Annotated in this window: 27 protein-coding genes; 6 read left to right on the forward strand and 21 right to left on the reverse strand. The window is 60.4% G+C overall.

Annotation, left to right across the window (positions count from 1 at the left end):
• Window positions 1–15: 15 nt before the first annotated feature.
• The 3 genes from ACP7A2_RS04455 (at window position 16) to ACP7A2_RS04465 (ending at window position 1,545) form a co-directional block, all read left to right on the forward strand.
• Window positions 16–711 carry an AzlC family ABC transporter permease gene (locus tag ACP7A2_RS04455; RefSeq protein WP_426133254.1) on the forward strand — a complete coding sequence of 232 codons (696 nt, stop codon included), beginning with the start codon at window positions 16–18 and terminating at the stop codon, window positions 709–711.
• Window positions 708–1,019: an AzlD domain-containing protein gene (locus tag ACP7A2_RS04460; protein WP_348058277.1), complete on the forward strand. Its 312-nt coding sequence runs from the start codon at window positions 708–710 to the stop codon at window positions 1,017–1,019. Before ACP7A2_RS04455 ends, ACP7A2_RS04460 begins: the two co-directional genes overlap by 4 nt.
• A 172-nt stretch (window positions 1,020–1,191) precedes the next feature.
• Entirely contained in the window at window positions 1,192–1,545 is a 354-nt protein-coding gene (locus ACP7A2_RS04465; protein ID WP_426133255.1) for a hypothetical protein, read from the forward strand.
• A 145-nt stretch (window positions 1,546–1,690) separates the two neighbouring features.
• Here ACP7A2_RS04465 and ACP7A2_RS04470 read toward each other — a convergent pair whose 3' ends face one another.
• The 8 genes from ACP7A2_RS04470 to ACP7A2_RS04505 form a co-directional block, all read right to left on the reverse strand.
• Complete coding sequence (locus tag ACP7A2_RS04470; protein ID WP_426133256.1) at window positions 1,691–2,395, reverse strand: YoaK family protein; 705 nt, start codon at window positions 2,393–2,395, stop codon at window positions 1,691–1,693.
• A 69-nt stretch (window positions 2,396–2,464) separates the two neighbouring features.
• Window positions 2,465–4,099: an ABC-F family ATP-binding cassette domain-containing protein gene (locus ACP7A2_RS04475; protein ID WP_426133257.1), complete on the reverse strand. Its 1,635-nt coding sequence runs from the start codon at window positions 4,097–4,099 to the stop codon at window positions 2,465–2,467.
• 124 nt (window positions 4,100–4,223) lie between these two features.
• A complete protein-coding gene (locus ACP7A2_RS04480) occupies window positions 4,224–5,273 on the reverse strand; it encodes a DNA topoisomerase IB (RefSeq protein WP_426133258.1) in 1,050 nt (349 codons plus the stop codon).
• A gap of 78 nt (window positions 5,274–5,351) precedes the next feature.
• Window positions 5,352–6,431: a molybdenum ABC transporter ATP-binding protein gene (gene modC, locus ACP7A2_RS04485; protein ID WP_426133259.1), complete on the reverse strand. Its 1,080-nt coding sequence runs from the start codon at window positions 6,429–6,431 to the stop codon at window positions 5,352–5,354.
• Between the two features lie 5 nt (window positions 6,432–6,436).
• Window positions 6,437–7,117 (reverse strand): molybdate ABC transporter permease subunit, encoded by a 681-nt coding sequence (gene modB, locus ACP7A2_RS04490; protein WP_426133260.1) that lies wholly within the window; start codon window positions 7,115–7,117, stop codon window positions 6,437–6,439.
• Window positions 7,118–7,870: a molybdate ABC transporter substrate-binding protein gene (gene modA, locus ACP7A2_RS04495; RefSeq protein ID WP_426133261.1), complete on the reverse strand. Its 753-nt coding sequence runs from the start codon at window positions 7,868–7,870 to the stop codon at window positions 7,118–7,120.
• Window positions 7,871–7,965: 95 nt separating this feature from the next.
• Window positions 7,966–9,030, reverse strand: a complete 1,065-nt coding sequence (locus ACP7A2_RS04500) for an NAD(P)H-dependent flavin oxidoreductase (protein ID WP_426133262.1) — start codon at window positions 9,028–9,030, stop codon at window positions 7,966–7,968.
• A gap of 110 nt (window positions 9,031–9,140) precedes the next feature.
• Window positions 9,141–10,019, reverse strand: coding sequence for an alpha/beta fold hydrolase (locus tag ACP7A2_RS04505; RefSeq protein WP_426133263.1), 879 nt, complete (start codon window positions 10,017–10,019; stop codon window positions 9,141–9,143).
• A 176-nt stretch (window positions 10,020–10,195) separates the two neighbouring features.
• On the opposite strand from ACP7A2_RS04505, the gene ACP7A2_RS04510 reads away from it, so the two are divergent.
• On the forward strand, window positions 10,196–10,786 hold the full coding sequence (locus ACP7A2_RS04510) for a CGNR zinc finger domain-containing protein (protein WP_426133264.1): 591 nt from the start codon (window positions 10,196–10,198) through the stop codon (window positions 10,784–10,786).
• On the opposite strand, the gene ada is transcribed toward ACP7A2_RS04510, so the two are convergent.
• The 4 genes from ada to ACP7A2_RS04530 all read right to left on the reverse strand — a co-directional run bounded on the left by ada (window position 10,783) and on the right by ACP7A2_RS04530 (window position 13,073).
• Window positions 10,783–11,832 carry a bifunctional DNA-binding transcriptional regulator/O6-methylguanine-DNA methyltransferase Ada gene (gene ada, locus ACP7A2_RS04515; RefSeq protein ID WP_426133265.1) on the reverse strand — a complete coding sequence of 350 codons (1,050 nt, stop codon included), beginning with the start codon at window positions 11,830–11,832 and terminating at the stop codon, window positions 10,783–10,785. The genes ACP7A2_RS04510 and ada overlap by 4 nt on opposite strands.
• 75 nt (window positions 11,833–11,907) lie before the next feature.
• The gene (gene alkB / locus ACP7A2_RS04520; RefSeq protein WP_426133266.1) at window positions 11,908–12,573 is read right to left on the reverse strand and encodes a DNA oxidative demethylase AlkB; all 666 of its coding nucleotides are present in this window, start codon (window positions 12,571–12,573) and stop codon (window positions 11,908–11,910) included.
• Between the two features lie 3 nt (window positions 12,574–12,576).
• Window positions 12,577–12,744 (reverse strand): hypothetical protein, encoded by a 168-nt coding sequence (locus ACP7A2_RS04525; RefSeq protein ID WP_426133267.1) that lies wholly within the window; start codon window positions 12,742–12,744, stop codon window positions 12,577–12,579.
• A 26-nt stretch (window positions 12,745–12,770) separates the two neighbouring features.
• Window positions 12,771–13,073, reverse strand: coding sequence for a DUF1883 domain-containing protein (locus ACP7A2_RS04530; RefSeq protein ID WP_003230751.1), 303 nt, complete (start codon window positions 13,071–13,073; stop codon window positions 12,771–12,773).
• Between the two features lie 212 nt (window positions 13,074–13,285).
• Between ACP7A2_RS04530 and ACP7A2_RS04535 the strand changes: the two genes are divergently transcribed.
• Together ACP7A2_RS04535 and ACP7A2_RS04540 are read left to right on the forward strand one after the other, a co-directional pair.
• Window positions 13,286–13,636 (forward strand): hypothetical protein, encoded by a 351-nt coding sequence (locus tag ACP7A2_RS04535; RefSeq protein ID WP_426133268.1) that lies wholly within the window; start codon window positions 13,286–13,288, stop codon window positions 13,634–13,636.
• A 159-nt stretch (window positions 13,637–13,795) separates the two neighbouring features.
• Complete coding sequence (locus ACP7A2_RS04540) at window positions 13,796–14,026, forward strand: hypothetical protein (RefSeq protein WP_426133269.1); 231 nt, start codon at window positions 13,796–13,798, stop codon at window positions 14,024–14,026.
• 9 nt (window positions 14,027–14,035) lie between these two features.
• Here the strand turns inward: ACP7A2_RS04540 and ACP7A2_RS04545 are convergent, their stop codons facing one another.
• The 9 genes from ACP7A2_RS04545 to ACP7A2_RS04585 all read right to left on the reverse strand — a co-directional run bounded on the left by ACP7A2_RS04545 (window position 14,036) and on the right by ACP7A2_RS04585 (window position 22,200).
• Window positions 14,036–14,317: a hypothetical protein gene (locus ACP7A2_RS04545; protein WP_426133270.1), complete on the reverse strand. Its 282-nt coding sequence runs from the start codon at window positions 14,315–14,317 to the stop codon at window positions 14,036–14,038.
• Window positions 14,318–14,448: 131 nt separating this feature from the next.
• Entirely contained in the window at window positions 14,449–15,405 is a 957-nt protein-coding gene (locus ACP7A2_RS04550) for a fimbrial protein (protein ID WP_426133271.1), read from the reverse strand.
• A 246-nt stretch (window positions 15,406–15,651) separates the two neighbouring features.
• Window positions 15,652–16,611: a fimbrial protein gene (locus ACP7A2_RS04555; RefSeq protein ID WP_426133272.1), complete on the reverse strand. Its 960-nt coding sequence runs from the start codon at window positions 16,609–16,611 to the stop codon at window positions 15,652–15,654.
• A gap of 87 nt (window positions 16,612–16,698) precedes the next feature.
• Complete coding sequence (locus ACP7A2_RS04560; RefSeq protein ID WP_426133273.1) at window positions 16,699–17,247, reverse strand: fimbrial protein; 549 nt, start codon at window positions 17,245–17,247, stop codon at window positions 16,699–16,701.
• A gap of 11 nt (window positions 17,248–17,258) precedes the next feature.
• Window positions 17,259–17,738, reverse strand: coding sequence for a fimbrial protein (locus ACP7A2_RS04565; protein ID WP_426133274.1), 480 nt, complete (start codon window positions 17,736–17,738; stop codon window positions 17,259–17,261).
• 13 nt (window positions 17,739–17,751) lie between these two features.
• Window positions 17,752–18,234 (reverse strand): fimbrial protein, encoded by a 483-nt coding sequence (locus ACP7A2_RS04570; RefSeq protein WP_426133275.1) that lies wholly within the window; start codon window positions 18,232–18,234, stop codon window positions 17,752–17,754.
• A gap of 10 nt (window positions 18,235–18,244) precedes the next feature.
• Window positions 18,245–18,817 carry a fimbrial protein gene (locus ACP7A2_RS04575; protein WP_426133276.1) on the reverse strand — a complete coding sequence of 191 codons (573 nt, stop codon included), beginning with the start codon at window positions 18,815–18,817 and terminating at the stop codon, window positions 18,245–18,247.
• Between the two features lie 21 nt (window positions 18,818–18,838).
• The gene (locus ACP7A2_RS04580; RefSeq protein WP_426133277.1) at window positions 18,839–19,600 is read right to left on the reverse strand and encodes a fimbria/pilus periplasmic chaperone; all 762 of its coding nucleotides are present in this window, start codon (window positions 19,598–19,600) and stop codon (window positions 18,839–18,841) included.
• On the reverse strand, window positions 19,597–22,200 hold the full coding sequence (locus ACP7A2_RS04585; protein ID WP_426133278.1) for an outer membrane usher protein: 2,604 nt from the start codon (window positions 22,198–22,200) through the stop codon (window positions 19,597–19,599). The genes ACP7A2_RS04580 and ACP7A2_RS04585 overlap by 4 nt, the downstream gene beginning before the upstream one ends.
• Between the last annotated feature and the right edge of the window lie 2 nt (window positions 22,201–22,202).

Here is a 22,202-nt window from a genome sequence, read left to right on the forward strand (position 1 = left end):
CGATGAGCTGTCTCCATGCCCACTGCCGTACCGCATTACGCGTTCGCCCGCGGCGCGATTGCCGTCACTCCGTTATCCCTGGCCTGCGCGCCGTGGGGGCTGCTTGCCGGCTCCATGGCCATTGATGCGCAATTCAGCCCGCTGCAAGCCCAGGGTTTATCCGCCATCGTGTTTGCCGGTGCCGCGCAGTTGGTGGCTATCGGCATGGTCAAAAGCGGCGCCAGCCTGATTTCGATTGTGCTGACCACCTTGCTGCTGACTTCCCAGCATCTGCTGTATGGCATGCACATGCGCCCGACGTTGTCGTCTCTGAACACCCGATGGCGCATGAGCCTGGGCTTTTTGCTGACCGACGAATTCTTTGCGCTGGTCAACCACTACGACCGTGAAACCTTTAACCGCTGGTATGCCCTCGGCGTGGGCCTGACGTTTTATATCGCCTGGAACCTCTTTACCCTGGCCGGCATCGTGCTTGGCAAGAGCATTCCCGGGCTTGATCAGTTGGGGCTGGAGTTTTCCATTGCCGCCACCTTTATCGCCCTAATTACCCCGGTGGTGCGCGATGTGCCCACTGTGGTGTGCGTTGCGGTGTCGCTGCTGTTTTCAGTGTGGTTGAGCTACTGGCACTGGGAATCGGCAGTGGTGGTGTCGGGCGTACTGGGCATGAGCGCAGGTTATGCCTGCAAGCGTTTGGGGGTTGGGCAGCGATGATCTACAGCATGATTGTGGCCATGGGGCTGGTGGTGTTTCTCAACCGTTACCTGTTTATCGAGCCGCGCCTGCCGGTGCGCCTGAACCGTGGCGCGCGGGAGTTTCTCGGCTTTGCCGTGCCGGGCATGCTCACGGCGATTTGCGGGCCGATCATTTTTCTCGCCGACCACAGGCTTAACCTCAGCCCGGCAAACCCCTATTTGTTGGCGGGTGTGTGCGCAGTGGCGCTGATGTTCTGGACGCGCAGCGTGCTGATCACCGTGCTGCTAAGCATGGCGCTGTTCTATCTGTTGCGCTGGTGGCTGTGAAACGCAGGCGAAAAAAAGCCCGCGGGAGAGCGGGCAGAAGGGAGACTTCTTAAAAATGAGCCTGCCAACTATAGGCGGCGGGCTCGGCGCTCACAGTGAAAGAAAGTTTATGCAGGCCTCAGACGGCCCCTCAGCGGTGGTACAGTCGCGTTTTTTTCAAGGAAGTGATGGCATGTACAAAGTAGTGATTGGCGCGTTGGTACTGGCAGCACTCAGCGGTTGCGCAGGCTCGAAAATGAAAGAAGCGCGCGCCGGCCAGCCTTACAAGACCCTGGCGTCGGACAAGGCGCCTTTGGTGGTTGCCCAATGCATCCAGTTTGGCTGGCAGGACGAAGCCGTCTTCGGCGTTGACGCCGGCGGCTTCAAGGAACCGCTCGAAACCGGCGGTTTCACGGTGTACACCACCGGCGGCGACTATTTTGCCGACGTGCGAAGCGCAGGCACCGGTTCTACCGTCAAGTACTACGCCGCCCAACAAACGATGCCGGCCATGCGTCGCCAAGCTGCACTCGCGACCTGCCTGTAATACTTTGCCTAAGTGTTTTTCGGAAAAGCCCGGCGGGACAGCCGCCGGGCATTGGCTTATGATTCATCCCGCTCGCCCGAGGTGATAGCTCTTTACCGGTACATGGACGTCGAGGCCGAATCGTCGGGCGAGCATCTTTTCCGGCTTATCGCGGCATGTAACCCAAGTGCCAGCGACGCGGAATCTTCAGCGACACCAACCCCAGCAGAGCCGCCAACCCGGCACTGACCATCAGCGCGCTCAGGCCCAGGTGCTGTTCGAGCACCGCGCCGATCACCGCGCCCACAAACATCCCGCCCCACGGTATCAACTGCACCCGCCAGCCGTTGCGGCGTTCCCCCAGCATCCAGCGCCCCAACCCTCGACCAAAGCGTGACAGCGCACCCGTGACGTAAGTGAGGCCCACCGGCAAGCCGTTGACCTCTTCCACGGCGGCATTGAGCATGCCCATGGCTACAATCGCCGCCAGCAAGGCCGGCAAGGCATCGGCGCGGGGCCACAACGCGCCGCCGCACAACAGCGCCGCAATGCATAACAGCAAGGGCAGGGCATGCCGCCGGCTGACGCGGCTGACCACCACACCCAATGCGTTGCCTGCGACAAAGGTGGCCACCAGCAACAGCAAGCGGCCGGTCAGGCCGAGGTCACCCGCACTGATCGCCACCGCCAGGCGCGTGGTGTTACCGCTCATGAACGAAACGAAGTCGCCGCTGGCCATAAAGCCGATCGCATCGGTCATGCCGGCAAGCACCGAGAGGCTGGCCACAGACATCAAACCCACCCGACCGCGCCATCGCTGGCGATGGGCGAGTGCGGCATTGACGTAAGGTTTGCGCGACGAAGGCAACATGGCGCCAGGTTCCTCGGTGAGATTATCCGGCCACCACCGTAGGACGCTTTGATTGCCGGCGCAATGACCTCACGCACGCTCCAGTTGCCAACCCCGAGGTTGCCAGACCAAGCGATGCGTCGGCCGGAGCGCCTGCACGAACGCCTCATCGTGGGACACCACCAACACTGCGCCGGTATAACCGCGCAGCGCCTGTTCAAACGCCACCACCGACTCCAAATCCAAATGATTGGTCGGCTCATCCAGCAACAGCAGTTGCGCCGGCACCGCGCGCCACAGGGCAATCGCCATCGCTGCTTTCAAACGTTCACCGCCACTCAAGTGGCGTGCCGGTTGCGTCACCCGCACGGCGTCCAGGTGCAACAACGCCAAGCGCGTGCGCAGTTCGGATTCGGCGAGCGGCGTGTCCAGCAGGTTGAGCTGTTCGACGATGGAGCGCTTGTCATCCACAAGTGCCACGTGTTGATCCAGATACGCGACCGGCACCTGCACCGAACATTCGCCGGCCAGAGCCTGGCATTGGCCGGCGAGCAGCTTGAGCAACGTGGATTTGCCGCAACCGTTTGGCCCGCTGACGGCAACGCGTACCGGGCCCACCAGGTTCAACGTGATGCAGCTCGAAGGCGCCAGCGGGTCAAGCCACGGCAGTTGGGCATTTACCAGGCTCAGCACTTGCCGCCCATTGGGCACCGCCGAGCCGGGCAGGGCCAGCAGGGTAGGTGCTTCGTCCTCGACGCGTTCGTAGGCCTGACGCACTTGGGCATCCAGTTGCGTGGTGTGCGCCAGGTGAGCGCTGCGCACGTTGCTGACGATTTGCGTGGCGGCGGCTTTCCAGCGCGATTGGGTAAACCGGTCGACGTTGGCGGTGTCGGCGTTTTTACGCGAGCGTGCGGCGTGGCGTTGCAGGTTGTCGTGATCTTTTTGCAGGCGCTTTCGCTCGCGGCTGCGCTCCAGGCGCGCGTGTTCCAGGGCGGCGACGGCGGCGTGTTGTTCGCTGTCGCGCCTCTGGCGATAGGCCGCGTAGTTACCGCCATACACCCGGGCGCCGAGGGGCGAGAGTTCGATGATGCGCTCCATGGTATTCAGCAACTGCCGATCATGGCTCACCACCACCAGGCCGCCGCGCCATTGCTTCAGCACCGCCAGCAGCCATGTGCGCCCGGCGCTGTCGAGGTGGTTGGTGGGCTCGTCCAGAATCAGCAATTGCGGCGCCGCCAACAGTGCACCGATCACCGCGATTCTGGCCAACTGGCCACCGCTGAGTTGAGCGGCCGGAGTGTCAGCGCCCAACTGCTGCAATCCCGCCCCATCCAGTGCCGCCCGCAGGCGCTCGGCCAGGTCCCAGCGGTCATCGATCAGCTCCAGGTCATCTGCATGAGCGTTCCCCCGCGCCATACGTTCAAGGGCGCCCAGCACTTCGGCGGTGCCGGTGACATCCGCCACGCTGTGTCCCGGATGCACCGCCAGCGCCTGCGCGACGTATGCCACGCGGGCCGAACAGGTGAGCACGCCGGAAGAGGGCATCAGGTGCCCGGCAATCAACTTCGCCAGAATGCTTTTGCCGCGCCCATTGCGGCCGACGATGCCGGTGGGCGTGTGGTCAATCGAAAAGGTCAGGTCGTCGAGCAGGGTTTCGCCAGTGGCGAACTGAAAACACAGGTGTTGCAGGGATACGAGTACGGGCAGCCGGTTGACGTCAGTCATCAGCACCTCCAAAAAAATGTCGAACAGGCAAACAAGCGCGCCAGGCGGCTCGTTGCGGGTACATTTTGGAAGGCTTAAGTGTTCACGTCGGCGGTCATCCCGTAGCTCGGAAGGGGTGCGCAGGCTAACCCGCCCTGGCGGTCGTCGGCAAGTCGGCGGCCAGTTGCTCGAGGAACATTGCCAGGGCGACTTCTTCGGCTTTCAAGCCCTTGCGCACGCGCGGCTTGGGCAGTTTGGACAACTCGCCGAGGCTGAAATGCTCCAGTACGGCCGGGTGGATATAGCACTTGCGGCACACCGCCGGGGTGTTGCCGAGTTGCTTGGCCACGTCTTTCACCATCGCCACCACGTGGCGTTTGGCATCCGATTCGGGCTGCCACTGCACTTCCCGCAACACTGCAAGGGCCATGGCGGTGCCGGCCCAGGTGCGGTAGTCCTTGGCGGTAAAGTCGGCGCCGGTGAGGCTGTGCAGGTAGGCGTTCACGTCCGAGGAGCTGACGGTACGCCGCTCGCCGTCTTCGTCCAGGTACTGAAACAGATTTTGCCCCGGCAGCTCCAGGCAACGTTTGACCACGGTGGCCAGGCGCCGGTCCTTGACGCTGATTTGATGCTCTACACCGCTCTTGCCGCGAAACTGAAACTTGATCTCGCTGCCTTTGACGTCGACATGCCGCGTGCGCAGGGTGGTCAGCCCGTAGGACTTATTGTCACGCGCATATTGGGTGTTGCCGACACGAATCAGTGTGGCGTCCAGCAGCATCACCACCGTGGCCAACACTTTCTCACGGGTGAAGCCCGGCTCGGCAATCTGCGCTTCCAGTTGCTTGCGCAGTTTGGGCAAGGCGTTGCCGAACTCTTGCAGGCGCGCGTATTTATCCGAGTCTCGCACTTCGCGCCAGCGCGCGTGGTAGCGGTACTGCTTGCGGCCCCGGGCATCGATGCCGGTGGCTTGCAAATGGCCGCGCGGGTCGGCGCAGATCCACACATCGGTGTAGGCCGGCGGCACGGCCAGGGCATTCAGCCGCTTGACCTCATCGGCGTCCGTGATGCGTTTACCCTTGGGGTCGAAATACTGAAACTTGCCGCGCAGCAATTTGCGGCTGATGCCGGGCTGGGTGTCGTCAACGTAATGCAGGTCGCGGGGCAGGTCAGGGAGGGTCGCGGAGTCGGGCATGGGGCAAGTTCCTTGGCAACAAATCAGGCCGGTATGTCTGATTGACCGCAGCGTTTTGCGGTCGTGCCAAAAGGTTTTTCAGGCAAGTACCGCGACCGCCTTGATCTGCGCCCACAGCGTCTGGCCGGGGTGCAATTGCAACTGATCGCGAGAGAAACGCGTGATGCGCGCCAGCAACGGCGTGCCGCCTGCGTCCAGGCGCACCAGCACATGGGCGCTGTTGTCCGCCGACACGTTCTGGATAACCGTCACCGGCAAACGGTTGAGGATGCTGCTGTGTTCTTCGGCCTGCAGGCTGAGGCTCACATCCCGTGCCTGCACCTTGACCCGCAGGTGTTTGCCGATTGCCAGCGGCGCGTGGGCGACGCGAACCTGCAGTGGGCAGCCCGGCAGTTGCAACGTGAGTAATTGGTAGTGCTCGTCATAGGCGCTGACCGTGCCATTGATCACCACACCCGCGTCGTCGCCGAGTGCCATGGGCAGGTCGAGCCGCGCCAGGGTGTCACCGATGGCGCCGCTGGCCAGGGCCTTGCCGTCGCTGAGCAGCACAATGTGATCGGCCAGCCGCGCGACTTCGTCCTGGGCATGGCTGACGTACAGCACCGGAATGTCCAGCTCGTCGTGCAGGCGTTCGAGGTACGGCAAAATCTCGCTTTTGCGCTGGCTGTCTAGGGCGGCCAACGGCTCGTCCATCAGCAGCAATTTCGGGCTGGTGAGCAACGCACGGGCAATGCCGATGCGCTGGCGTTCACCGCCCGACAAGTGCTGCGGGTGGCGCTCAAGCAAGTGGCCGATGCCGAGCAACTCGGTGGCCTGGGCCATGTCCACACGCCGTTGCGGGCGCGGGATGCGCTTGAGGCCGAACTCCAGATTGGCGCGCACCGACAAGTGAGGAAACAGGCTCGCTTCCTGGAACACATAACCCAGCGCGCGTTTATGCGGCGGCATAAACAGGCCGTTACGGCTGTCTTGCCAGACCTCATCGTTGATCTGGATAAACCCGTCATCGGCCCGTTCAAGCCCGGCGATGCAGCGCAGGCAGGTGGTCTTGCCGGAACCGGAATGCCCGTACAGTGCCGTCACGCCACGGCCGGGCAGGTGCAGGTCTACGTCCAGCGCAAAGCCTGTGTAGGAGAGGTGCAGGCGTATATCAATCATCGCGGTCAGCCCCAGCCCATTTTGGTTTTTCGGCTGGAGTAAAGCGCCAGCAATACGAGGAACGCGAACACCACCATGGAACCGGCCAGCCAGTGCGCCTGGGCATATTCCATGGCTTCAACGTGGTCGTAGATCTGCACCGAAACCACGCGGGTTTTGTCGGGGATATTGCCGCCGATCATCAGCACTACGCCAAACTCACCGACGGTGTGGGCGAAGCCGAGAATGGAGGCGGTGATAAACCCCGGCCGCGCCAGGGGCAGGATCACCGTGAAAAAGGTGTCCCACGGATTGGCGCGCAAGGTCGCGGCCACTTCCAGCGGGCGGGTGCCAATCGCAGAGAAGGCGTTTTGCAGCGGCTGCACCACAAACGGCATGGAATAGATCACCGAGCCAATCACCAACCCGGCGAAGCTGAAGGTGAGGGTGCCCAGGCCCAGCCATTGAGTGAACTGGCCGAAGTAGCCGTGGGGGCCCATCGTCAACAGCAGATAAAAGCCGATCACCGTGGGCGGCAGCACCAACGGCAAGGCGACGATTGCGCCAATCGGCCCGCGCCACCACGAGCGTGTGCGCGACAGCCACAGGGCAATCGGAGTGCCGATGATCAGCAGGATCACGGTGGTCAGTGACGCCAGTTTGATGGTCAGCCAGATCGCGGATAAATCGGCACTCGATAGCGGCATTTACAGCTCGTAACCGTAGGATTTGATAACGGCCGCGGCTTTCGGCCCTTTCAGGTATTCAACCAGCGCTTTGGCAGCGGCGCTGTCTTTACCTTTATTGAGGATCACCGCGTCCTGCTTGATCGGGTCGTGCATGGATGCCGGAACGATCCACGCTGAACCGCTGGTGACTTTGCCGTCTTTGTAGATCTGCGACAAGGCCACAAAGCCCAATTCGGCGTTGCCGGTGGAGACAAATTGATAGGCCTGGGTGATGTTCTGGCCTTCAACCAGCTTGCTCTTGACCTTGTCGGTCAACCCTTCCTTGGCCAGCACCTGGGTAGCGGCCAGGCCATACGGCGCGGCTTTCGGGTTGGCGATGGAGAGGTGCGTGAACGCGTTTTTCTTCAGCACATCGCCTTTGGCATCCACGTAGCCTTCCTTTGCTGACCACAGCGCCAGGGTGCCGACCGCGTAGGTGAAGCGCGTACCTTTGACGGTGTCGCCTTCGGCCTCAAGCTTTTGCGGTGTGGTGTCGTCGGCGCTGAGGAACACTTCAAACGGCGCGCCATTCTTGATCTGCGTATAGAACTGCCCGGTGGCGCCGTAGGCCGCGACCAGCTTATGGCCGGTGTCTTTTTCGAAGTCGGCGGCTATCGCCTGGATCGGTGCGGTGAAGTTGGCGGCCACGGCCACCTGGACCTCGTCGGCGTGAGCGGAACCAAAGGCGAAGGCGGCAACCAGGACGGCCAGGCGTGAGGCGTGAATCTTCATGAAGCGGCTCCTTGGGGTTTGTTACGGCGTGTGCGCTATGTAGCGGAATATATAGCGACTGACCATCGCCGGTACAGCCTAAAGTGCCCCAGGTGTCACGCCCGACTCAGCTTGGCCAGCGCCTGCTCGGCCAGTTGGCGGGTCAGGTCATAGGTTGAAATATCTTTGCCCAGGCGTAACGCCTGGCCCGACCACAGGTTGCTGAAACCCGCTTCATCCTTGGCCTTGAGCGGCATCAAGGCGCCGCCGGAGGTGGGAAACGCAGGTGCCTCGGGATTGATAGCACCCAATTCGCGCATCACTCGGTTGACGATGCCCCGTGCCGGGCGGCCAGTGAACAGGTTGGTCAAGGCAGTTTCGCTGGCCTGCGCATGGCGCAGCGCGTGGTGGTGGGAGGCGCTGACGTTGGCTTGCGGCGTAAACAAATAAGCGGTGCCGATCTGCACGGCCGAAGCGCCCAAGGCGAAGGCCGCGACAATGCCGCGCGCATCGCCAATGCCACCGGCCGCGATCACTGGCACGCTGACGGCGTCGACGATTTGCGGCACCAATGCCATCAGGCCGATCTGGGTATTAAGGTCGTCAGTCAAAAACAAGCCGCGATGGCCGCCGGCCTCAATGCCCATGGCGATGATTGCATCGCACCCGTGCCTTTCCAGCCAGATCGCTTCTTCCACGGTGGTGGCCGACGACAGGACCTTGGCGCCGGTCGCTTTTACCCGGTCCAGCAAGGATTTTTCGGGCAGGCCGAAGTGAAAACTGACCACTTCCGGGCGGAACGCTTCCACCACTTTGCAGGCTGCATCATTAAACGGTTCGCGGTTGGAGACCGGCGTGGGGGCGTCAAAGTCGGCGCCCAACTCGCGGTAGTAAGGTTCCAGCAACGCCTTCCAGCGACGGTCGCGCGTCTCGTCAACGGCAGGCGGTTGGTGGCAGAAGAAGTTGACGTTGAGAGGCCGGGTGCTGGCCTGGCGAATGGCGGTCAAGGCTTCGCGCAGTTGCTCGATGCTCAACGCCGCTGCCGGTAATGAACCGAGTGCACCCGCCGCGTTGGCGGCGATAACCATGGCGGTGGTGGTGGCCACCGCCATCGGGGCCTGGATGATGGGCACGTCAATGCCCAGCAGGTCGAGAATTCGGGTGTCTGGCCAGGTGCTCATGGGATGCGTCTCCAGCGTTAGTAAGGCATTTCGCTGTTTTAGCAGGGCCATTGGCACCCGGCCAGTCCGTTTTATTCACTGGACGGGGGCGATGTTTCGTGGTGTTGCAATCAGTTGATTGCCGCGCCCAACACCGCGTGAATTCGCTGGGCAATGTGCGCGGCATGGGTTTCCAGGGCGAAATGGCCGGTGTCCAGCAGTTCGACCACCGCATTGGCATTGTCGCCTTTGTAGGCATGGGCGCCGGGCGGAATGAAAAACGGGTCGTTCTGGCCCCAAATCACCAGCGTGGGCACTTGGGTGGTCTTGAAGAACGCCTGAAACGTCGGGTACAGCGTGAGGTTGTTGCGGTAGTCGAGGAACAGGTCGAGCTGGATCTCGTCATTGCCAGGGCGCTGCATCAACAGGACGTCGAGCATGTAGGACTCCGGCGCGACCAACTCGGGCTGATCGACGCCGTGCAGGTATTGATAGCGCGTGCCTTCCAGGCTGATCACTGCATCACGGATGACCTCGCGATTGGCCTGGCTCGGTTCGGCCCAATACGCCCGAATCGGTGCCCAGGCATCGCCCAGGCCTTCCAGATAAGCATTGCCGTTTTGCGAAACCAGCGCGCTGACCCGTTCTGGATGAGCCACCGCCAAGCGCAGGCCCACCGGTGCGCCGTAATCGAAGACATACAGGGCGTAGCGCGTCAGTTTCAGTGCATCGACAAAATGCCCAACGCTCGTCGCCAGGTTATCGAAACTGTAAGTGTATTCGCGTTCGGCAGGCACTTCAGTGAAGCCAAAGCCCGGCAAATCCGGTGCGATCACCCGAAAACGCGTGGCGAGCAGCGGGATCAGGTTTCGGTACATATGCGACGAGCTGGGGAAGCCGTGCAGCAGCAACATGACAGGGGCCGCAGGGTCGCCGGCTTCACGGTAGAACATGCGTACGCCATCAACATCGACGTGGTGGTAGCGAACGACTGGAGCTGGGAGTGACATGGCGAGCGCCTCTTTTTGTAACTTTAAAATTAGGTTTTACGGGTTACCGCCTTTAAAAGCTGCGCCAAAATATGTAACCTGTCAACGGAGTTATTCAGGTTATAAAATTGTTTGTTTGTAACTATTCATAGGTTTAGATAGCGGTTACCCTTGCACCACGCTCACAAGGATCAATCATGACCACTCCCATTGCCCCGGCGACACCGCTGGAACCCTATGTGCTGGCCGATGACCCGGTTTTGGACATGCTCAATACCCTGGCGACCGTCGACGGTGAGCCGTGGGATTTCTGGAAGGTCGATGCCGACGTCGAACGCTGGCTGGTGCGTTTGGAGTGGGTGCAGGAGGGGCATTTGCCCAGGTTTGAGGAGGGCGCACTACTGACTGCCGCCAGGGCGTTGCGCGAGGTGATCCGTGAACTGGTGGCCGCGCGCAAGAACGACCTGCCTGGCAACCCGGCGGCGCTGAACAGCTTTCTGCGCAAGGCAGTCAGTCATCCGCAGCTTGTGTGGCCAGTGTCCGGCGCGCCTTCGCTGGAGCGCCAACGCAAGCAACAGACCCCGGAGCAGTTTTTGTCGCCGATTGCAGAAGCGGCGGCGAATTTATTGGTGGCGGGGGATTTCAGCCTGATTCGCCGCTGCGAACATCCGGACTGCATCCTGTGGTTTTACGACCGGACCAAGGCGCACAAACGTCGCTGGTGCAGCATGGCGCTGTGCGGCAATCGGCATAAAGTCGCGCAATTTCGCAAACGCAAACAGCTTTAGGTGTTTTGCTCGCGCGCCAGTAGTTGCCGCTTGCGTTCCACGCCCCAGCGGTAGCCCGACAGTTCGCCGTTGCTGCGCACCACGCGATGGCACGGAATCGCCACCGCCAGGCAGTTCGCGCCACAGGCCTGCGCCACCGCGCGAAAGGCCGTGGGCGCGCCGATCCGCTGGGCAATTTGCGCGTAACTGGCGGTGCTGCCCACGGGGATTTCACGCAGTGCTTGCCACACACGTTCCTGAAAGGCCGTGCCGCGTAAGTCCAGCGGCAAGTTCAGGCCCAGGGCCGGGGCTTCAACAAAGCCTACGACGTGGGCGACTAACTGTTCAAAGTCCGAATCCGCACCCACCAGATCGGCTTTGGGGAAGGTGTCTTGCAGGTCGCGCAGCAGTGCGTCCGGGTCGTCCCCCAGCAAGATCGCGCACACGCCACGCTGACTTTGTGCCACCAGGATTGCGCCCAGTGAGCACTGACCCACGGCAAAGTGAATCTGGCTGTTGGCGCCGCCGTCCTTGTAGTCGCTGGGTTTCATGCCGAGCAGTTGGTCGGCTGACGCGTAAAAGCGGCTGTTGGAATTGAAGCCGGCGTCATACAGCGCATCCGTCACCGACTGCGCGCCTCGGTTGAGGCCATTGCGCACTTTTCGAGAGCGCAGGGCGCTGGCGTAACCCTTGGGGGTCAGGCCGGTAACGGCTTTGAAGACGCGATGAAAATGGAAGGCGCTCAACCCGGCCAGGTGGGCGAGGGCGTTCAGGCTGGGCGGTGTTTCGGCCTGTTCTATTTGCCGGCAAGCGTTGGCCACCAGTTGCGCGTGGTGCGCAGCCAATTGTGTCTGGTCGCCGGTGGCGCGTTTGCTCGGCCGATAACCCGCCGCTTCGGCCTGGGCCGAGGTGTCGAAAAACTCGATATTTTCCGGGCGGGGCAGGCGTGAGGCGCTGCTGGCGCGGCAATACACGCCGGTGGTTTTCACGCCGTAGACGAACAGCGCATCTGCCTTGGCGTCGCGGGCGATGATGGCCGCCCAGCGCGGATCTTTTTCGTTGCTCATGGCCTGCACTCTTGTCGGTTCACCGGCAGACTAGCCGCGCCTGTCGTTCCCGGCACTCTGAAGCTTGCGGTCAAATTAACCGGCGGTGCGAAACGTGAGGTTGATGCGTTGCGGGCCCATGATCGGGTGGACGCCTTCCTTGATCGGCATCACACCATGAAAGCGCAAGCGATCGACGCCGCCCCACACCACCACATCACCGTGAAACAGCGAAATTTTTTGCGTTTTGTCACTTCGCTCATGCCCGCCGAACAGAAATATTGCCGGTAGGCCCAGGGATACCGACACGACCGGGGCAGTGTAGCTGCGTTCGTTTTTGTCCTGGTGCAGGGACATCTTGGCGCCGGGCACGTAGCGGTTGATCAGGCAGGCATCCGGGGAAAAGTCGGGGAAACCGGCCTCTGTGGCCGCCCGTGTGGCGAACTCATGCAGGGTGTCGGGCATCGTCGGCCAAGGCTGCTGACTGCGTGGGTCGAGCGGGGTGTAACGGTAGCCGGCGCTGTCAGTGGTCCAGCCCAGCGCGCCGCAACTGCTCAGCGCGGCTGACATGGTAAAGCCGCCGGGTGTGACCATTTGCCGAAACGGCGATTGGGCCAGCACCCGCCGCAGCTCAGGCAGAAGGCGATCAATCCAGGGCAGGGCGTAGCCGCGCAGTACGTAGGACTCTTCGCCAATTTGTTCGCGCCCAGGGGGTTGCTGCAGCGCAGCGTCGGCGAACAAATCGGCAGTCGGGCCGTGCATGGCTTACAGCGCCTTGCTCACATTGATGTCGGTGATTTCGTCGCTCGCATCGTGAATTTTCGCCAGGGCTTGCCTGGCTTCTTCCACGCTGTTGCTCTGCAATAGCGCGAACTCAAAACGGCGCTCGCCGTTGAGCTTGTACTTGATGACGTATTTGATCGTGGTGGTCACAGCTTTTTTCCTGTCGGGTGTCCGGATCAGCTCAATTTGCTGCTGGTGCGACGGACGATGCGAATCTTGTGGGACAGCGCGGGCTTGCGGGTAACGCTAATGGCGCGGCGGGTGACCACGTCCAGGGTAATGTTCCAGAAACCTGTGCTGGGCGCAGTAATTTTGGCCGGGAACTGGTCGAACGCGCCGCCGTGATAGGTGTGGCGGCCGCCGTTCTTGAAGCTGCGAAAATTTGCATCGCTCATCAGACGAATATTGCAGGTCTGCGAGCATTCGATGACGACGATGTCTCCCTCGTTGAGGTGCTCGCGCTGGTGGATGAATTTCATGGGGTGTCTCCAGAAGGGCTTTTTCTGAAAAATCAGAATGATACGTAGGTTAAGATAGAGTTTATCAGCCCTAGCGCGATTATTATCGGGCCGTCGTCGACGACTTCGACAATTTAAAACAGTTATTTACCCAGTTTTAAGAGATAAATCCTACATTCGTGGGAGAAAATTACTGTCTGCGCTGTCGTAGGATCTTTATCGGAGGTTTAAGTATGAAGTGGAGTGTGTTGGTTCTGGCCTTGGCGTTGGGCGGCTGTGCGTCGGTTGCGGATATCAAGCAGACCCCGCCCACCTTGGTGGTGATCTCAGGGAAAAAGCCGCCGGAATACACCGCGTGCGTGGTGCGCAAATTGGCTGCGACTCGCCGTCCACCGCAGATTGAACCCCATAAGGACGGGGTTCAGATAATTGTGCCGCAAAAATTCTCGTCTGACCCTTCGGCGATCATCGATGTTGAGGAACGCTCCAGTGGTAGCAGCATCAAGCTCTATGAAAGCATGTCCAACGTACCGATCCGCCCCGGTGATGTGAAGAAAGCGGCGGAGGATTGCATTTCCGGTTGAGCCTCAGGGTTCAGCCTGCGCACTCGAATCCGATGAAAAAGCCTGACCCTGCCTGTGCAGCGTCAGGCTTTTTTTTGCCGACGAGGCATTCGTGTAAAATGCAAAATGCCGCGCAAGCCTCTGGCTTGCGCGGCATTTGTCTTTATCTGGAAAGTACCCATGAAACGTGAAGTTGCCCAAACCCGCTATGCCGAGGGTCAGATTTCGGCCACCCATGTGATTCAAAACCCTGCCGACTTGGGCGAGTGGATCGTATTTTTCAAGAAGAGCGGGGGCCGCAGCTACTTTCTGGTGGATGAGCAGGATGAGGTCGAGTCATTTCCACAGCTGGACGACTTGATTGAAATCCTGCGCGGCCTGGGCATCAAGTTCGCTGAAATTCATCTGTAGCCAGCGGGCTTACTTGCACACCACCACGACGCTGCGGCCCTTGAAGTTGCCCACGTCCTTGCCCAGGGTTTTGTCGTCTTCCTTCAGCGACGGCGTGCCTTCGGTGCCGACGATGCGGTAACCGGTGCCCGCGCACGAGGCGTCGGCTTTTTCGTAGCAACTGGCCCAGGAATTGGCTTCGCCGGAGCAGTCAATGGTCAGGCCTTGTTCGCCGTTTTTCAGCAGGGTGTCCGAAGTGGTAGTGCAACCGGCCAGCGCCAGTACCGCAGTCAGTGCCAGGATTTTGTTCATAATAAGGTCGTCGTCGAGGGTGTTGGGGGGACGCTGACACTGTCGTGGGGCGTTGGCGGCAGATTATAGCGAACTGCCACCTGTGTAGTCTCGCAAATAAATGCGCTGATCGGCTTATGCCTGTGGGGGCCTTACGGCACCCCCATCACCAGCACACCGCTGCCGCTGATAGCCCCGGCGGCCGGCAGGGAGTTGGCCCGTCGAACCAGCGAAAACGTCACATCATCGCCGCCCACGCTGTTGGTGATCTGGGTCAGGAACGAACGGTTGACCTGAACAGCCGCCCCCGACCTGACAAGGGCCGTGCCCACGTTCGGATTGGTCATCACCAGCAGGCGTTGGTCGAACGACGACGGGTTGCCTTTATAGGTGATGGTGATCGGTGTGGTAATGCCACCTTGCGGGCAGGAGTAGGTGAGTCGGCGGTTGCTGGTAATCGGCGTGGTTAACGGGTCGGTGCCTATTTGCCTCTGGTGTACCGTGCCGAAGTTGATCTCGATCGGGTAGTTATTGTTGATCGTGCAGGTGGATGGGGAGACGGTGAAATTATTGTTGGCGGTATAGGTGACGGTGAGCTGCGGGCGGGTTGAATCCCAGTTGTTCGAACTGGTCAGGCGCAGCAAACCGAGATTATCACCGACTCGAACATCGATCGGATTGGACGGATAATTGCGCATCAGAATATAGGGGGTGACATTGATCGGCTGAAAAGCCCCGTTGTTGGACATGGTTGCCACTCGAATGCCGACTGGCACGGGCGTATTTAGAAAAGACCCGTTTATTCGCAAACCGCTACGCTCAGTAGCAAACTTGGGGCCGGGAGTCCACGGTGTACCTGCGGCATTTCCGGTTGCCCAGTAGTCCTGACCCCACGCCGGACCTTGTCCAGGGGAATATCGGCACTCCAGCCTTGCGCCCTCCATCAAAACAGTCTTGCCATCCGAACTCAGGGTGACGGTGACAGGAACTTGCAGATTGGGATTGCCCGTCTGCCAGTTACCGCCATTGACCCTGCAATCGACGGCTTTCGCATTCGTAGCAATTCCAAGCAGCACGAACAGTGTAATGGCTCCATTCAGTCGTTTCATTTAGATCCCTCGCTTACTTCTCACTAGGTATGGCCTCGCGAACACTCGGTTCGCGCTTTAAAACCGCCTGGAAAATTTGAAAACATGGTTAAGGCCATTCCTGTGAATGGCGTGTGCGCTATGGATAATTCAGCGTAAATGTGGCGGTGATCGTGCACCTGCCATATCCGATTGTCTGATCCCCTGATCGCGTAAGGCCCGCCCGCCCGGCCCGGCCATGGGCTGTGGCTAAAATGTGTGCGCGTTTCACGGCACGCCCATCACCAGTACGCCGCTGCCGCTGACGGCACCGGCAGCAGGAAGTGACCCCGTTCTGCGAGCGAGGGAAAAAGTCACGTCATCGCCTCCAACGCTGTTGGTAATCTGGGTGCGAAATGAGCTGCCGACTTGAACCGCAGCCCCGCCGCGCACGAGCGCGGTACCGACGTCCGGATTGGTCATGTTCAAAAGGCGAGGATCAAACGACGACGGGATGCCTTTGTAGGTGATCGTAATCGGTGTGGTAATTGCGCCTTGCGGGCAGGAGTAGGTCAGTCTGCGGTCGCTGCGCACCGGCGTCGTGAGCGGATCAGTGCCAATTGCTCTTTGGTGGACGGTGCCGAAATTGATTTCAATCGGATTATTGTTGTTGATCGTGCACGTCGATGGCGCGACGGAGAAATTGTTGGCGGCCGTATAAGTGACGGTGAGTTGCGCCAGGCCGGAGTCGTAATTGTTAGAAGCGGTGAGGCGCAGCACGCCTAAATTATCGCCCACTCGAACATCGATCGGATTAGACGGATAGTTACGCATCAGAATGTAGGGCGTGACATTAATTGGGTAAAACGTCGTGTTGTTGGGAATGGTGACGATGCGGACACCGGTTTGAACCGGGCTGTTGTAGAACGATCCATTAACGCGCAAACCGGTGCTTTCATTGACGAATTTGGGGCCAGGCGTCCAGGACGTGCCGGCTGCGCTCCCGGTCCACCAGTAATCCTCCCTCCAGTCAGGTCCGCTGACGGGGGGAGTGAACCGGCATTCCAGCCGTGCGCCTTCCAGCGTAATTCGGGTTCCATCGGCGCTCAGAGTGACGGTGACGGGAACAAGCAGGTTGGGATTACCATACTGCCAGGGTCCACCGTTGACTCGACAATCGACAGCCAATACGGCCGGACTAACGCCAATCAACACAAGGAACCCCATGGCTCCATAGAGTCGTTTCATTTTGATCTCTCGTTGCTGTTCTTCCCGGGCACGGTTCGACGAACACTCGAGCCTGCCCAGGGGAGATTTAGCGGTTGTTTCACGCTGCTAGGGATAGTCGAGCGTAAATGTGGAGGTCACCGTGAACCGGCCATACCCGATGGTTTGATCCCTGATCGCGTCCGGCTCACCCTTCACGTAGGCCTTGAGCTCGATGACGTTGCTGCCAATGCTCAGCACCTGTTCGTCGCTGACGGTATTGAGGGGCAAGGGCTTATCGCTTGGCGTTTCCAGGCCAAGCCCAATACCGGAAGCACCACTTCCTCCGTCCAGTGCGAACAAGCCAGGCAGCGCGGCGTTTTCCGCTCCGCCGAACTGAATGGTGACCGAGTTGCCGATCGTGGTATCGCAGTTCTCAAGATGTAGCTTGAAGCCTCTGCCCTGTGAGCGCGTGTTGATGTAGAGGTGCTTGCTGGTGACGTCCCACAGTTCCAGCGTGATCGCTTCGTCGCCGGGTCGAATGGTGCAGGCTTCCTCAACCAGGTTGCCCTTCAATCTCAGGTTGTCAGCCGCCTGCGCGTTGGCAAGCAGGCCGAACGCGAGCAGTACTGCCAGGCCTGCACGTGGCCAGGTTTGTTGATCCCTTGCATGTCGCATAGCGTTGACTCCTACTCGTATTCAGCCAGGAGCGTGGCCACCGCGGAAAACCTCGCGGGGGCGAGTACCGCGCCGGGCTGTTTGACCGGTACCACTTCCAGCGTCGGCGGTGACGACAGGCTGATGTCCAGCGGCGTGTTGAGTTGAAACGGCAGGTTGTTCTGGAACAGCCGGATACCCAATTCGGGCACGCTGGTCTGCACCGCCGAGTCATCAAATGCCGTCGGCGTACCGTTAATGCTCAACTTCAATTCCCACGGCAGCGTCGCGGGGCCGCAACTGATGGTGTAACCCACACCTCTACGGTATTTCACCCCGTCGACGCGCTTGACGCCCACATCCCCAAAGTCGACTTCGATGGTGTTTCCTGCATCAATCGTGCAGGGCGGCGGCTCATTCAATGTTCCACTGAACGTCAGGTTGGCCGACGCTGCGCAGCACAGGCCGAGGGAACACAAGGCAAGCGAGGCTCGCCATTGCCAGCAGGTCATGAGTTATTCCCCTTCATTGATAATCGACCAACAGGGTCGCAGTCGCATCAAAGGCCCCTCCGGTCAATGTGCTGCCCGGGCGTTTGACGGGCACCGCCTGCACCACCGGAAAGTCCGGATAGGTAAAGTTCACGGCGCGGTTCAGCGGCCAGTCAGCGCCGTTGACGAACAGCTTTACGCCAAGGTCTGCCTTGCGCGTCATGAGTACCGCACTGTCAAACGCAGCACCGGCACCCCTGAGTTCCAGCGTCAGCGCGTTGCTGAAAGGCGCGTCGCATGTGACGGTGTAGGGCACATCCCGACGGTAATTGACCCCGTCAACCCGTGACGTCAGCAGGTCGTTACCGAAGGGCACATTGAGCGTGCTGCCGCTGTTAATCACACACGGCGGAGGCGCGATAATCACTGCGCGAATGGTCAGGCCGGTCTCGGCCTGCACCCCCTGGCCCAGCACGCATAACACGCTGACACCGATAAGAATGGTTGACTTAGCCATCATTGCGCCCCTAGTCATAATTGAGCCTGAAATCCACCACGGCCCGGTACGCGCCGCTGCTCAGCGGCGCGGAAGTGCGCGTGGGCTGGACCGTCCAGACCTGTGTGTTGCTGGCCAACGGCAAAAACAGCGGTTCGCCCCTGGCGCCCAAGTTGACATCGCGCCCCAGGGCGTCGGTCAGGTGCAGGCCCATTCCGGTGATGCCTTGCACCTTGACCAGCCGTGGATCATCGGCATCGGCGGGGGCCATAAAGGCCACCGACAGCACGGGCTGAAACGCGCTCCATGTCAGGTTGCCGGTGCGTTCGCTGCGGATGCTGCCGGCGGTGCGCTGGCAATCGGCAAAACGCAGTTCGAAGGCAATCGCCTTGGCCTTGTCGCCGGGGCGTTGCAGCTGGCTGGCCGACACGGCGCCGAGGTCAATGGTTTGATGCAGCGAGGTCATTTCCAGGCTGCAGGGAGGCTCATGCATGGAACCGGAAATGTTCAGCATCCCGTTCATGCCTTCGACGTCCTCGGCCAGCGCCTGCCCGGCGAAGGCCAGCAACAGGCCGCCCAAGGCTTTCACAGTCGGTGAATTCATGCGGTTCTCCGGCGGCGCGCGCTAGTCATTGGGCGTTGAGCCTTGGGCGTTCACCTTGCAGGTGTTGCCGCTGCAGGTGAAGGCCAGCACCGGACGTCCGCCGTAGTCATTCACGTAAGCCAGGTAGGGGCTGGTGCCGAGCACTTGGGCGGTCGGGCCAAGGGTCAACGTGCCTTTGGGTGGAACCATCACCGGCTCAAAGCCCGCCACGGTCTTGCCGTCCTTGGTGCTGCGCGCGTCTACCAGGGTCACGTAGTAGGGCGTGGGGTTGTTCACTTGATAACGCTCGCCGTCGCGGGTGAGGGTCAGCTTTTCCTGCCAGGGGTTAGACAAATCCTGCTGGCTTGGCCGGATGGCGTGCGGTCGGTAGAACAACTTGATGCGGGTTTGCAGCGCAATTTGCAGGGTGTTGGCCTTGTCACTGCGCGGCGGGATTTCGCGCAAGTTGAAGTAGTAGACCGTCTCGCGGTCCTGGGGCAGCGACTTGGCCGCAGGCAGCGCCTGAACTTTCACCTGGCTTTGTTTGCCCGGTTCCACGCGCTGCACCGGCGGCAGGACGATCAGGGGCGTGGCAATCTTTTGCCCGGCCTCATCTTCAATCCAGCCCTGAGCCAAGTACGGCAATTGGGTGTTGTTGTTGGTGATGTTCACGCTGGTGGCGTCTTTGCCGCCATCGAAAATCACGCGGGTACGGTCCAGGCCGATGGCGGCGTCGGCGCTCTGGCTTACGCCCAGCGCCAGGAAGGCGAGGGCAGGGAGCGTGAGGGGTTTATTCGGTGTCATGAGGAAGTTTTCTCCGTATCGGTGCGCGTCCCGGTCAGTGCTGCCGGCTCGGGCGAGGTTTTTTCCATGGCTACCATTCGGCAGCCCAGGTGCAAGGCATCGGTCAAGCCGTCCGCCGGTAAAACCACTGGAAGGGTGAGGGTGCAGCGCGCGGTTCCGCCCCAACTGACGACCATTTCTTCGCCGGCCTGAATACCGCTCAGGTAAACGCTGCCGCCGTCATTCACAATGCCGGTGTCCTGTTGCTTGGCATTGCGTACGGTTGCGCCGAAAGGGGGTGAGCTGCCATCCGGCAGGCGAAGCACGGCCATGGCTTTCTCACCAGCAACTACTTGCAGGGTGCGATAACCGATTGCGCCTTCGGTGAGGGTCAGCTGGGTGACGGATTGAGTGGCTTCAACATTGTCCGGCAAGCTTTCCAGGTCGACACTGGCCGCCGTACGCTGGTAGCTGCCGATGTCGGAAATGACCGCTTTACCGAACGCGTTACTGCGGGTCGGCGTGCCGTAGCCGCGTACCGGCACATCGGGTACGCCGCCAGTGTCGACCATCAAGCGGGTGCCGCCGGTGCTGTTGGTGCGGTGCAGTGCAGCGCCGTAAGGCGTCAGCGTGCCACCGCCGCGTGCAGACACACTCAGGCTGGTGTAACTGCCTTCTTGCCGGCTGGCGGCCAGATCGAAGTCGGCCCGGTCACCGATATGGCTCAAATAGCCGCTGGCCGCTTTATCGCTTGCGCTGAGTTGGTAACTGTTGCGCTCATCCAGGCGATCGCTGTAGCGCGTAGACAGGCTGCTACTGCCTGCGGCCCTGTTTGCATCCATTGACAGTGTGCCGCTTGGCCCCAATGGCAGACTGACCGTCAGCGCAATGCCGTTATCCTTATAGTTGTAATCGTGGGTGCGATGCACATTCAGGGATAAGCTCATGTTTTTGATTGTTCCGATATTAAAGTAGCGTGACACCGACACATTCCAGCGCTGCGTAGGCGGCCGCTCCCAATAGGTTTGTTTGTTGTAACTTGCGTAGACGGTGGCGCCTAAATCACGAAACTGTTTATTGACCGTTGCGGTATACAGCGCCTTGCTCCCGCCAATAGGTTTCCAGTCGCCAATTAATTCGTCGTATTTGTCGCGCCCGGCAAGTTCCCCATTTCTGCCGTAATGCCGCGCGTCCAGATACTCACTCATGCTCAAGTAATTCTTTTCGGAAAACCGGTAACCGGCGAACGTGATCTGGCTGTCGTACTGTTCAAAGTTCTTCGAATATTGAAGGCGGTATGATTTACCCGAGAGTTTCTCCTCCCACACCGTTGCGCTGGACTGAGTTGCATCCAGCGACACGGCGCCAAACATCAACAGGTCACGGCCCACGCCTAACGACAAGGCGCGGTAGTTGTTATCCGTTATGGCGCCGCCATACAGCGACCAGCCATTACTGACGCCCCACGAAAACTCGCCGGTGCCGAACACGTCACCGTCTGCGCCGTATTGAAGATTGGACGGTCGTCCCGTGGCCAGTTTGTAGCGCACATGGCCAGGGCGGGTCAGGTAAGGCACGCCCGCCGTATCGATCTTGAAGCTGTGGACCGAACCGTCCTGTTCTTCTACCCGTACATCCAGCCTGCCGGTGACTGCGTCGTTGAGGTCCTGGATCCGGAAAGGCCCGGCCGCGACCAGCGTTTCATAGAGCACACGCCCTTGCTGGCTGATGATGACCCTGGCATTGGTTTTGGCGACCCCGACCACCTCAGGTGCGTAACCGCGCAAGTTGGGTGGCAGCTGGGTTTCATCCGACTTAAGGGCGGCGCCGGTAAACCGGAAGCTGTCGAACAGGTCTGAATACAGGTAATCCTCGCCCACGATCAGGCGTGCCTTCAGCGCCGGAATGGCGCGATAGGCGTAGTAACGACTCCACTCCAGCTCGTGTTTCCTGGCGGTTGCCTCGCGGTCTTTGTCGACACGCCCCTGCCAGTCGGCCCTGAGGCGCCAGGCGCCGGCATTCGCGCCCAGTGTGCCGTTACCACTGAAGTTGGTGCGGGTACCGTTATCCCGTTGATGGCTCGACTGCGCCGTCATGTTGTAGTCAACCAACAGCCCCGGCACGCCCTCGTCCCAGCGCGAGGGCGGGTCCCAGTTGATGGCGCTGTATTCGAGATAGGCTTGGGGCAAACTGATGTTGAGCGTGGACGTGGCCAAATCGCCACTGACCTCCATGCCCGGCAAAGCCTGAATGTCCAGGCATTCGCCGTCTTTCCACCAACTGAGTTCGGCAGCACCCGATTCTTTCAGCCCCAACTGATCCACAAGGGCTTGGGACACACAGGCCTGGCTGCCTTTGGGATCATCGTCGGGTGGATAAAACGCCACTGACTGTTCAGACACTGGCTGGTTGTTTATCTGCACCACCATTGAATAGGTGCCGGGCAGAATGAACCCGCTGCGGGCAAACCGAGACAAGTCGATATTGCTGCGGTCATTGAGATCCAGGACGTCGGTATTGAACTCGATATCCCCGGCACCCAATGCGGTTCCCGCAACCGACATCAACCCGCCAATCAGGCGTGGGCGCAGCGTATTTTTGATCTTCGACGCATTCAACATGG

Origin of the sequence: Pseudomonas sp. PWP3-1b2 (genome assembly GCF_049896045.1) — a bacterium.
GTDB classification, from domain to species: Bacteria; Pseudomonadota; Gammaproteobacteria; order Pseudomonadales; family Pseudomonadaceae; genus Aquipseudomonas; species Aquipseudomonas antarctica_B.

Excerpts from the sequence above, each read along its gene's own strand:
- ACP7A2_RS04455 (WP_426133254.1), top strand. The coding sequence starts at position 16 with ATGCCCACTGCCGTACCGCATTACGCGTTCGCCCGCGGCGCGATTGCC.
- ACP7A2_RS04460 (WP_348058277.1), top strand. The coding sequence starts at position 708 with ATGATCTACAGCATGATTGTGGCCATGGGGCTGGTGGTGTTTCTCAAC.
- ACP7A2_RS04465 (WP_426133255.1), top strand. The coding sequence starts at position 1,192 with ATGTACAAAGTAGTGATTGGCGCGTTGGTACTGGCAGCACTCAGCGGT.
- ACP7A2_RS04470 (WP_426133256.1), bottom strand. The coding sequence starts at position 2,395 with ATGTTGCCTTCGTCGCGCAAACCTTACGTCAATGCCGCACTCGCCCAT.
- ACP7A2_RS04475 (WP_426133257.1), bottom strand. The coding sequence starts at position 4,099 with ATGACTGACGTCAACCGGCTGCCCGTACTCGTATCCCTGCAACACCTG.
- ACP7A2_RS04480 (WP_426133258.1), bottom strand. The coding sequence starts at position 5,273 with ATGCCCGACTCCGCGACCCTCCCTGACCTGCCCCGCGACCTGCATTAC.
- modC (WP_426133259.1), bottom strand. The coding sequence starts at position 6,431 with ATGATTGATATACGCCTGCACCTCTCCTACACAGGCTTTGCGCTGGAC.
- modB (WP_426133260.1), bottom strand. The coding sequence starts at position 7,117 with ATGCCGCTATCGAGTGCCGATTTATCCGCGATCTGGCTGACCATCAAA.
- modA (WP_426133261.1), bottom strand. The coding sequence starts at position 7,870 with ATGAAGATTCACGCCTCACGCCTGGCCGTCCTGGTTGCCGCCTTCGCC.
- ACP7A2_RS04500 (WP_426133262.1), bottom strand. The coding sequence starts at position 9,030 with ATGAGCACCTGGCCAGACACCCGAATTCTCGACCTGCTGGGCATTGAC.
- ACP7A2_RS04505 (WP_426133263.1), bottom strand. The coding sequence starts at position 10,019 with ATGTCACTCCCAGCTCCAGTCGTTCGCTACCACCACGTCGATGTTGAT.
- ACP7A2_RS04510 (WP_426133264.1), top strand. The coding sequence starts at position 10,196 with ATGACCACTCCCATTGCCCCGGCGACACCGCTGGAACCCTATGTGCTG.
- ada (WP_426133265.1), bottom strand. The coding sequence starts at position 11,832 with ATGAGCAACGAAAAAGATCCGCGCTGGGCGGCCATCATCGCCCGCGAC.
- alkB (WP_426133266.1), bottom strand. The coding sequence starts at position 12,573 with ATGCACGGCCCGACTGCCGATTTGTTCGCCGACGCTGCGCTGCAGCAA.
- ACP7A2_RS04530 (WP_003230751.1), bottom strand. The coding sequence starts at position 13,073 with ATGAAATTCATCCACCAGCGCGAGCACCTCAACGAGGGAGACATCGTC.
- ACP7A2_RS04535 (WP_426133268.1), top strand. The coding sequence starts at position 13,286 with ATGAAGTGGAGTGTGTTGGTTCTGGCCTTGGCGTTGGGCGGCTGTGCG.
- ACP7A2_RS04540 (WP_426133269.1), top strand. The coding sequence starts at position 13,796 with ATGAAACGTGAAGTTGCCCAAACCCGCTATGCCGAGGGTCAGATTTCG.
- ACP7A2_RS04545 (WP_426133270.1), bottom strand. The coding sequence starts at position 14,317 with ATGAACAAAATCCTGGCACTGACTGCGGTACTGGCGCTGGCCGGTTGC.
- ACP7A2_RS04550 (WP_426133271.1), bottom strand. The coding sequence starts at position 15,405 with ATGAAACGACTGAATGGAGCCATTACACTGTTCGTGCTGCTTGGAATT.
- ACP7A2_RS04555 (WP_426133272.1), bottom strand. The coding sequence starts at position 16,611 with ATGAAACGACTCTATGGAGCCATGGGGTTCCTTGTGTTGATTGGCGTT.
- ACP7A2_RS04560 (WP_426133273.1), bottom strand. The coding sequence starts at position 17,247 with ATGCGACATGCAAGGGATCAACAAACCTGGCCACGTGCAGGCCTGGCA.
- ACP7A2_RS04565 (WP_426133274.1), bottom strand. The coding sequence starts at position 17,738 with ATGACCTGCTGGCAATGGCGAGCCTCGCTTGCCTTGTGTTCCCTCGGC.
- ACP7A2_RS04570 (WP_426133275.1), bottom strand. The coding sequence starts at position 18,234 with ATGGCTAAGTCAACCATTCTTATCGGTGTCAGCGTGTTATGCGTGCTG.
- ACP7A2_RS04575 (WP_426133276.1), bottom strand. The coding sequence starts at position 18,817 with ATGAATTCACCGACTGTGAAAGCCTTGGGCGGCCTGTTGCTGGCCTTC.
- ACP7A2_RS04580 (WP_426133277.1), bottom strand. The coding sequence starts at position 19,600 with ATGACACCGAATAAACCCCTCACGCTCCCTGCCCTCGCCTTCCTGGCG.
- ACP7A2_RS04585 (WP_426133278.1), bottom strand. The coding sequence starts at position 22,200 with ATGTTGAATGCGTCGAAGATCAAAAATACGCTGCGCCCACGCCTGATT.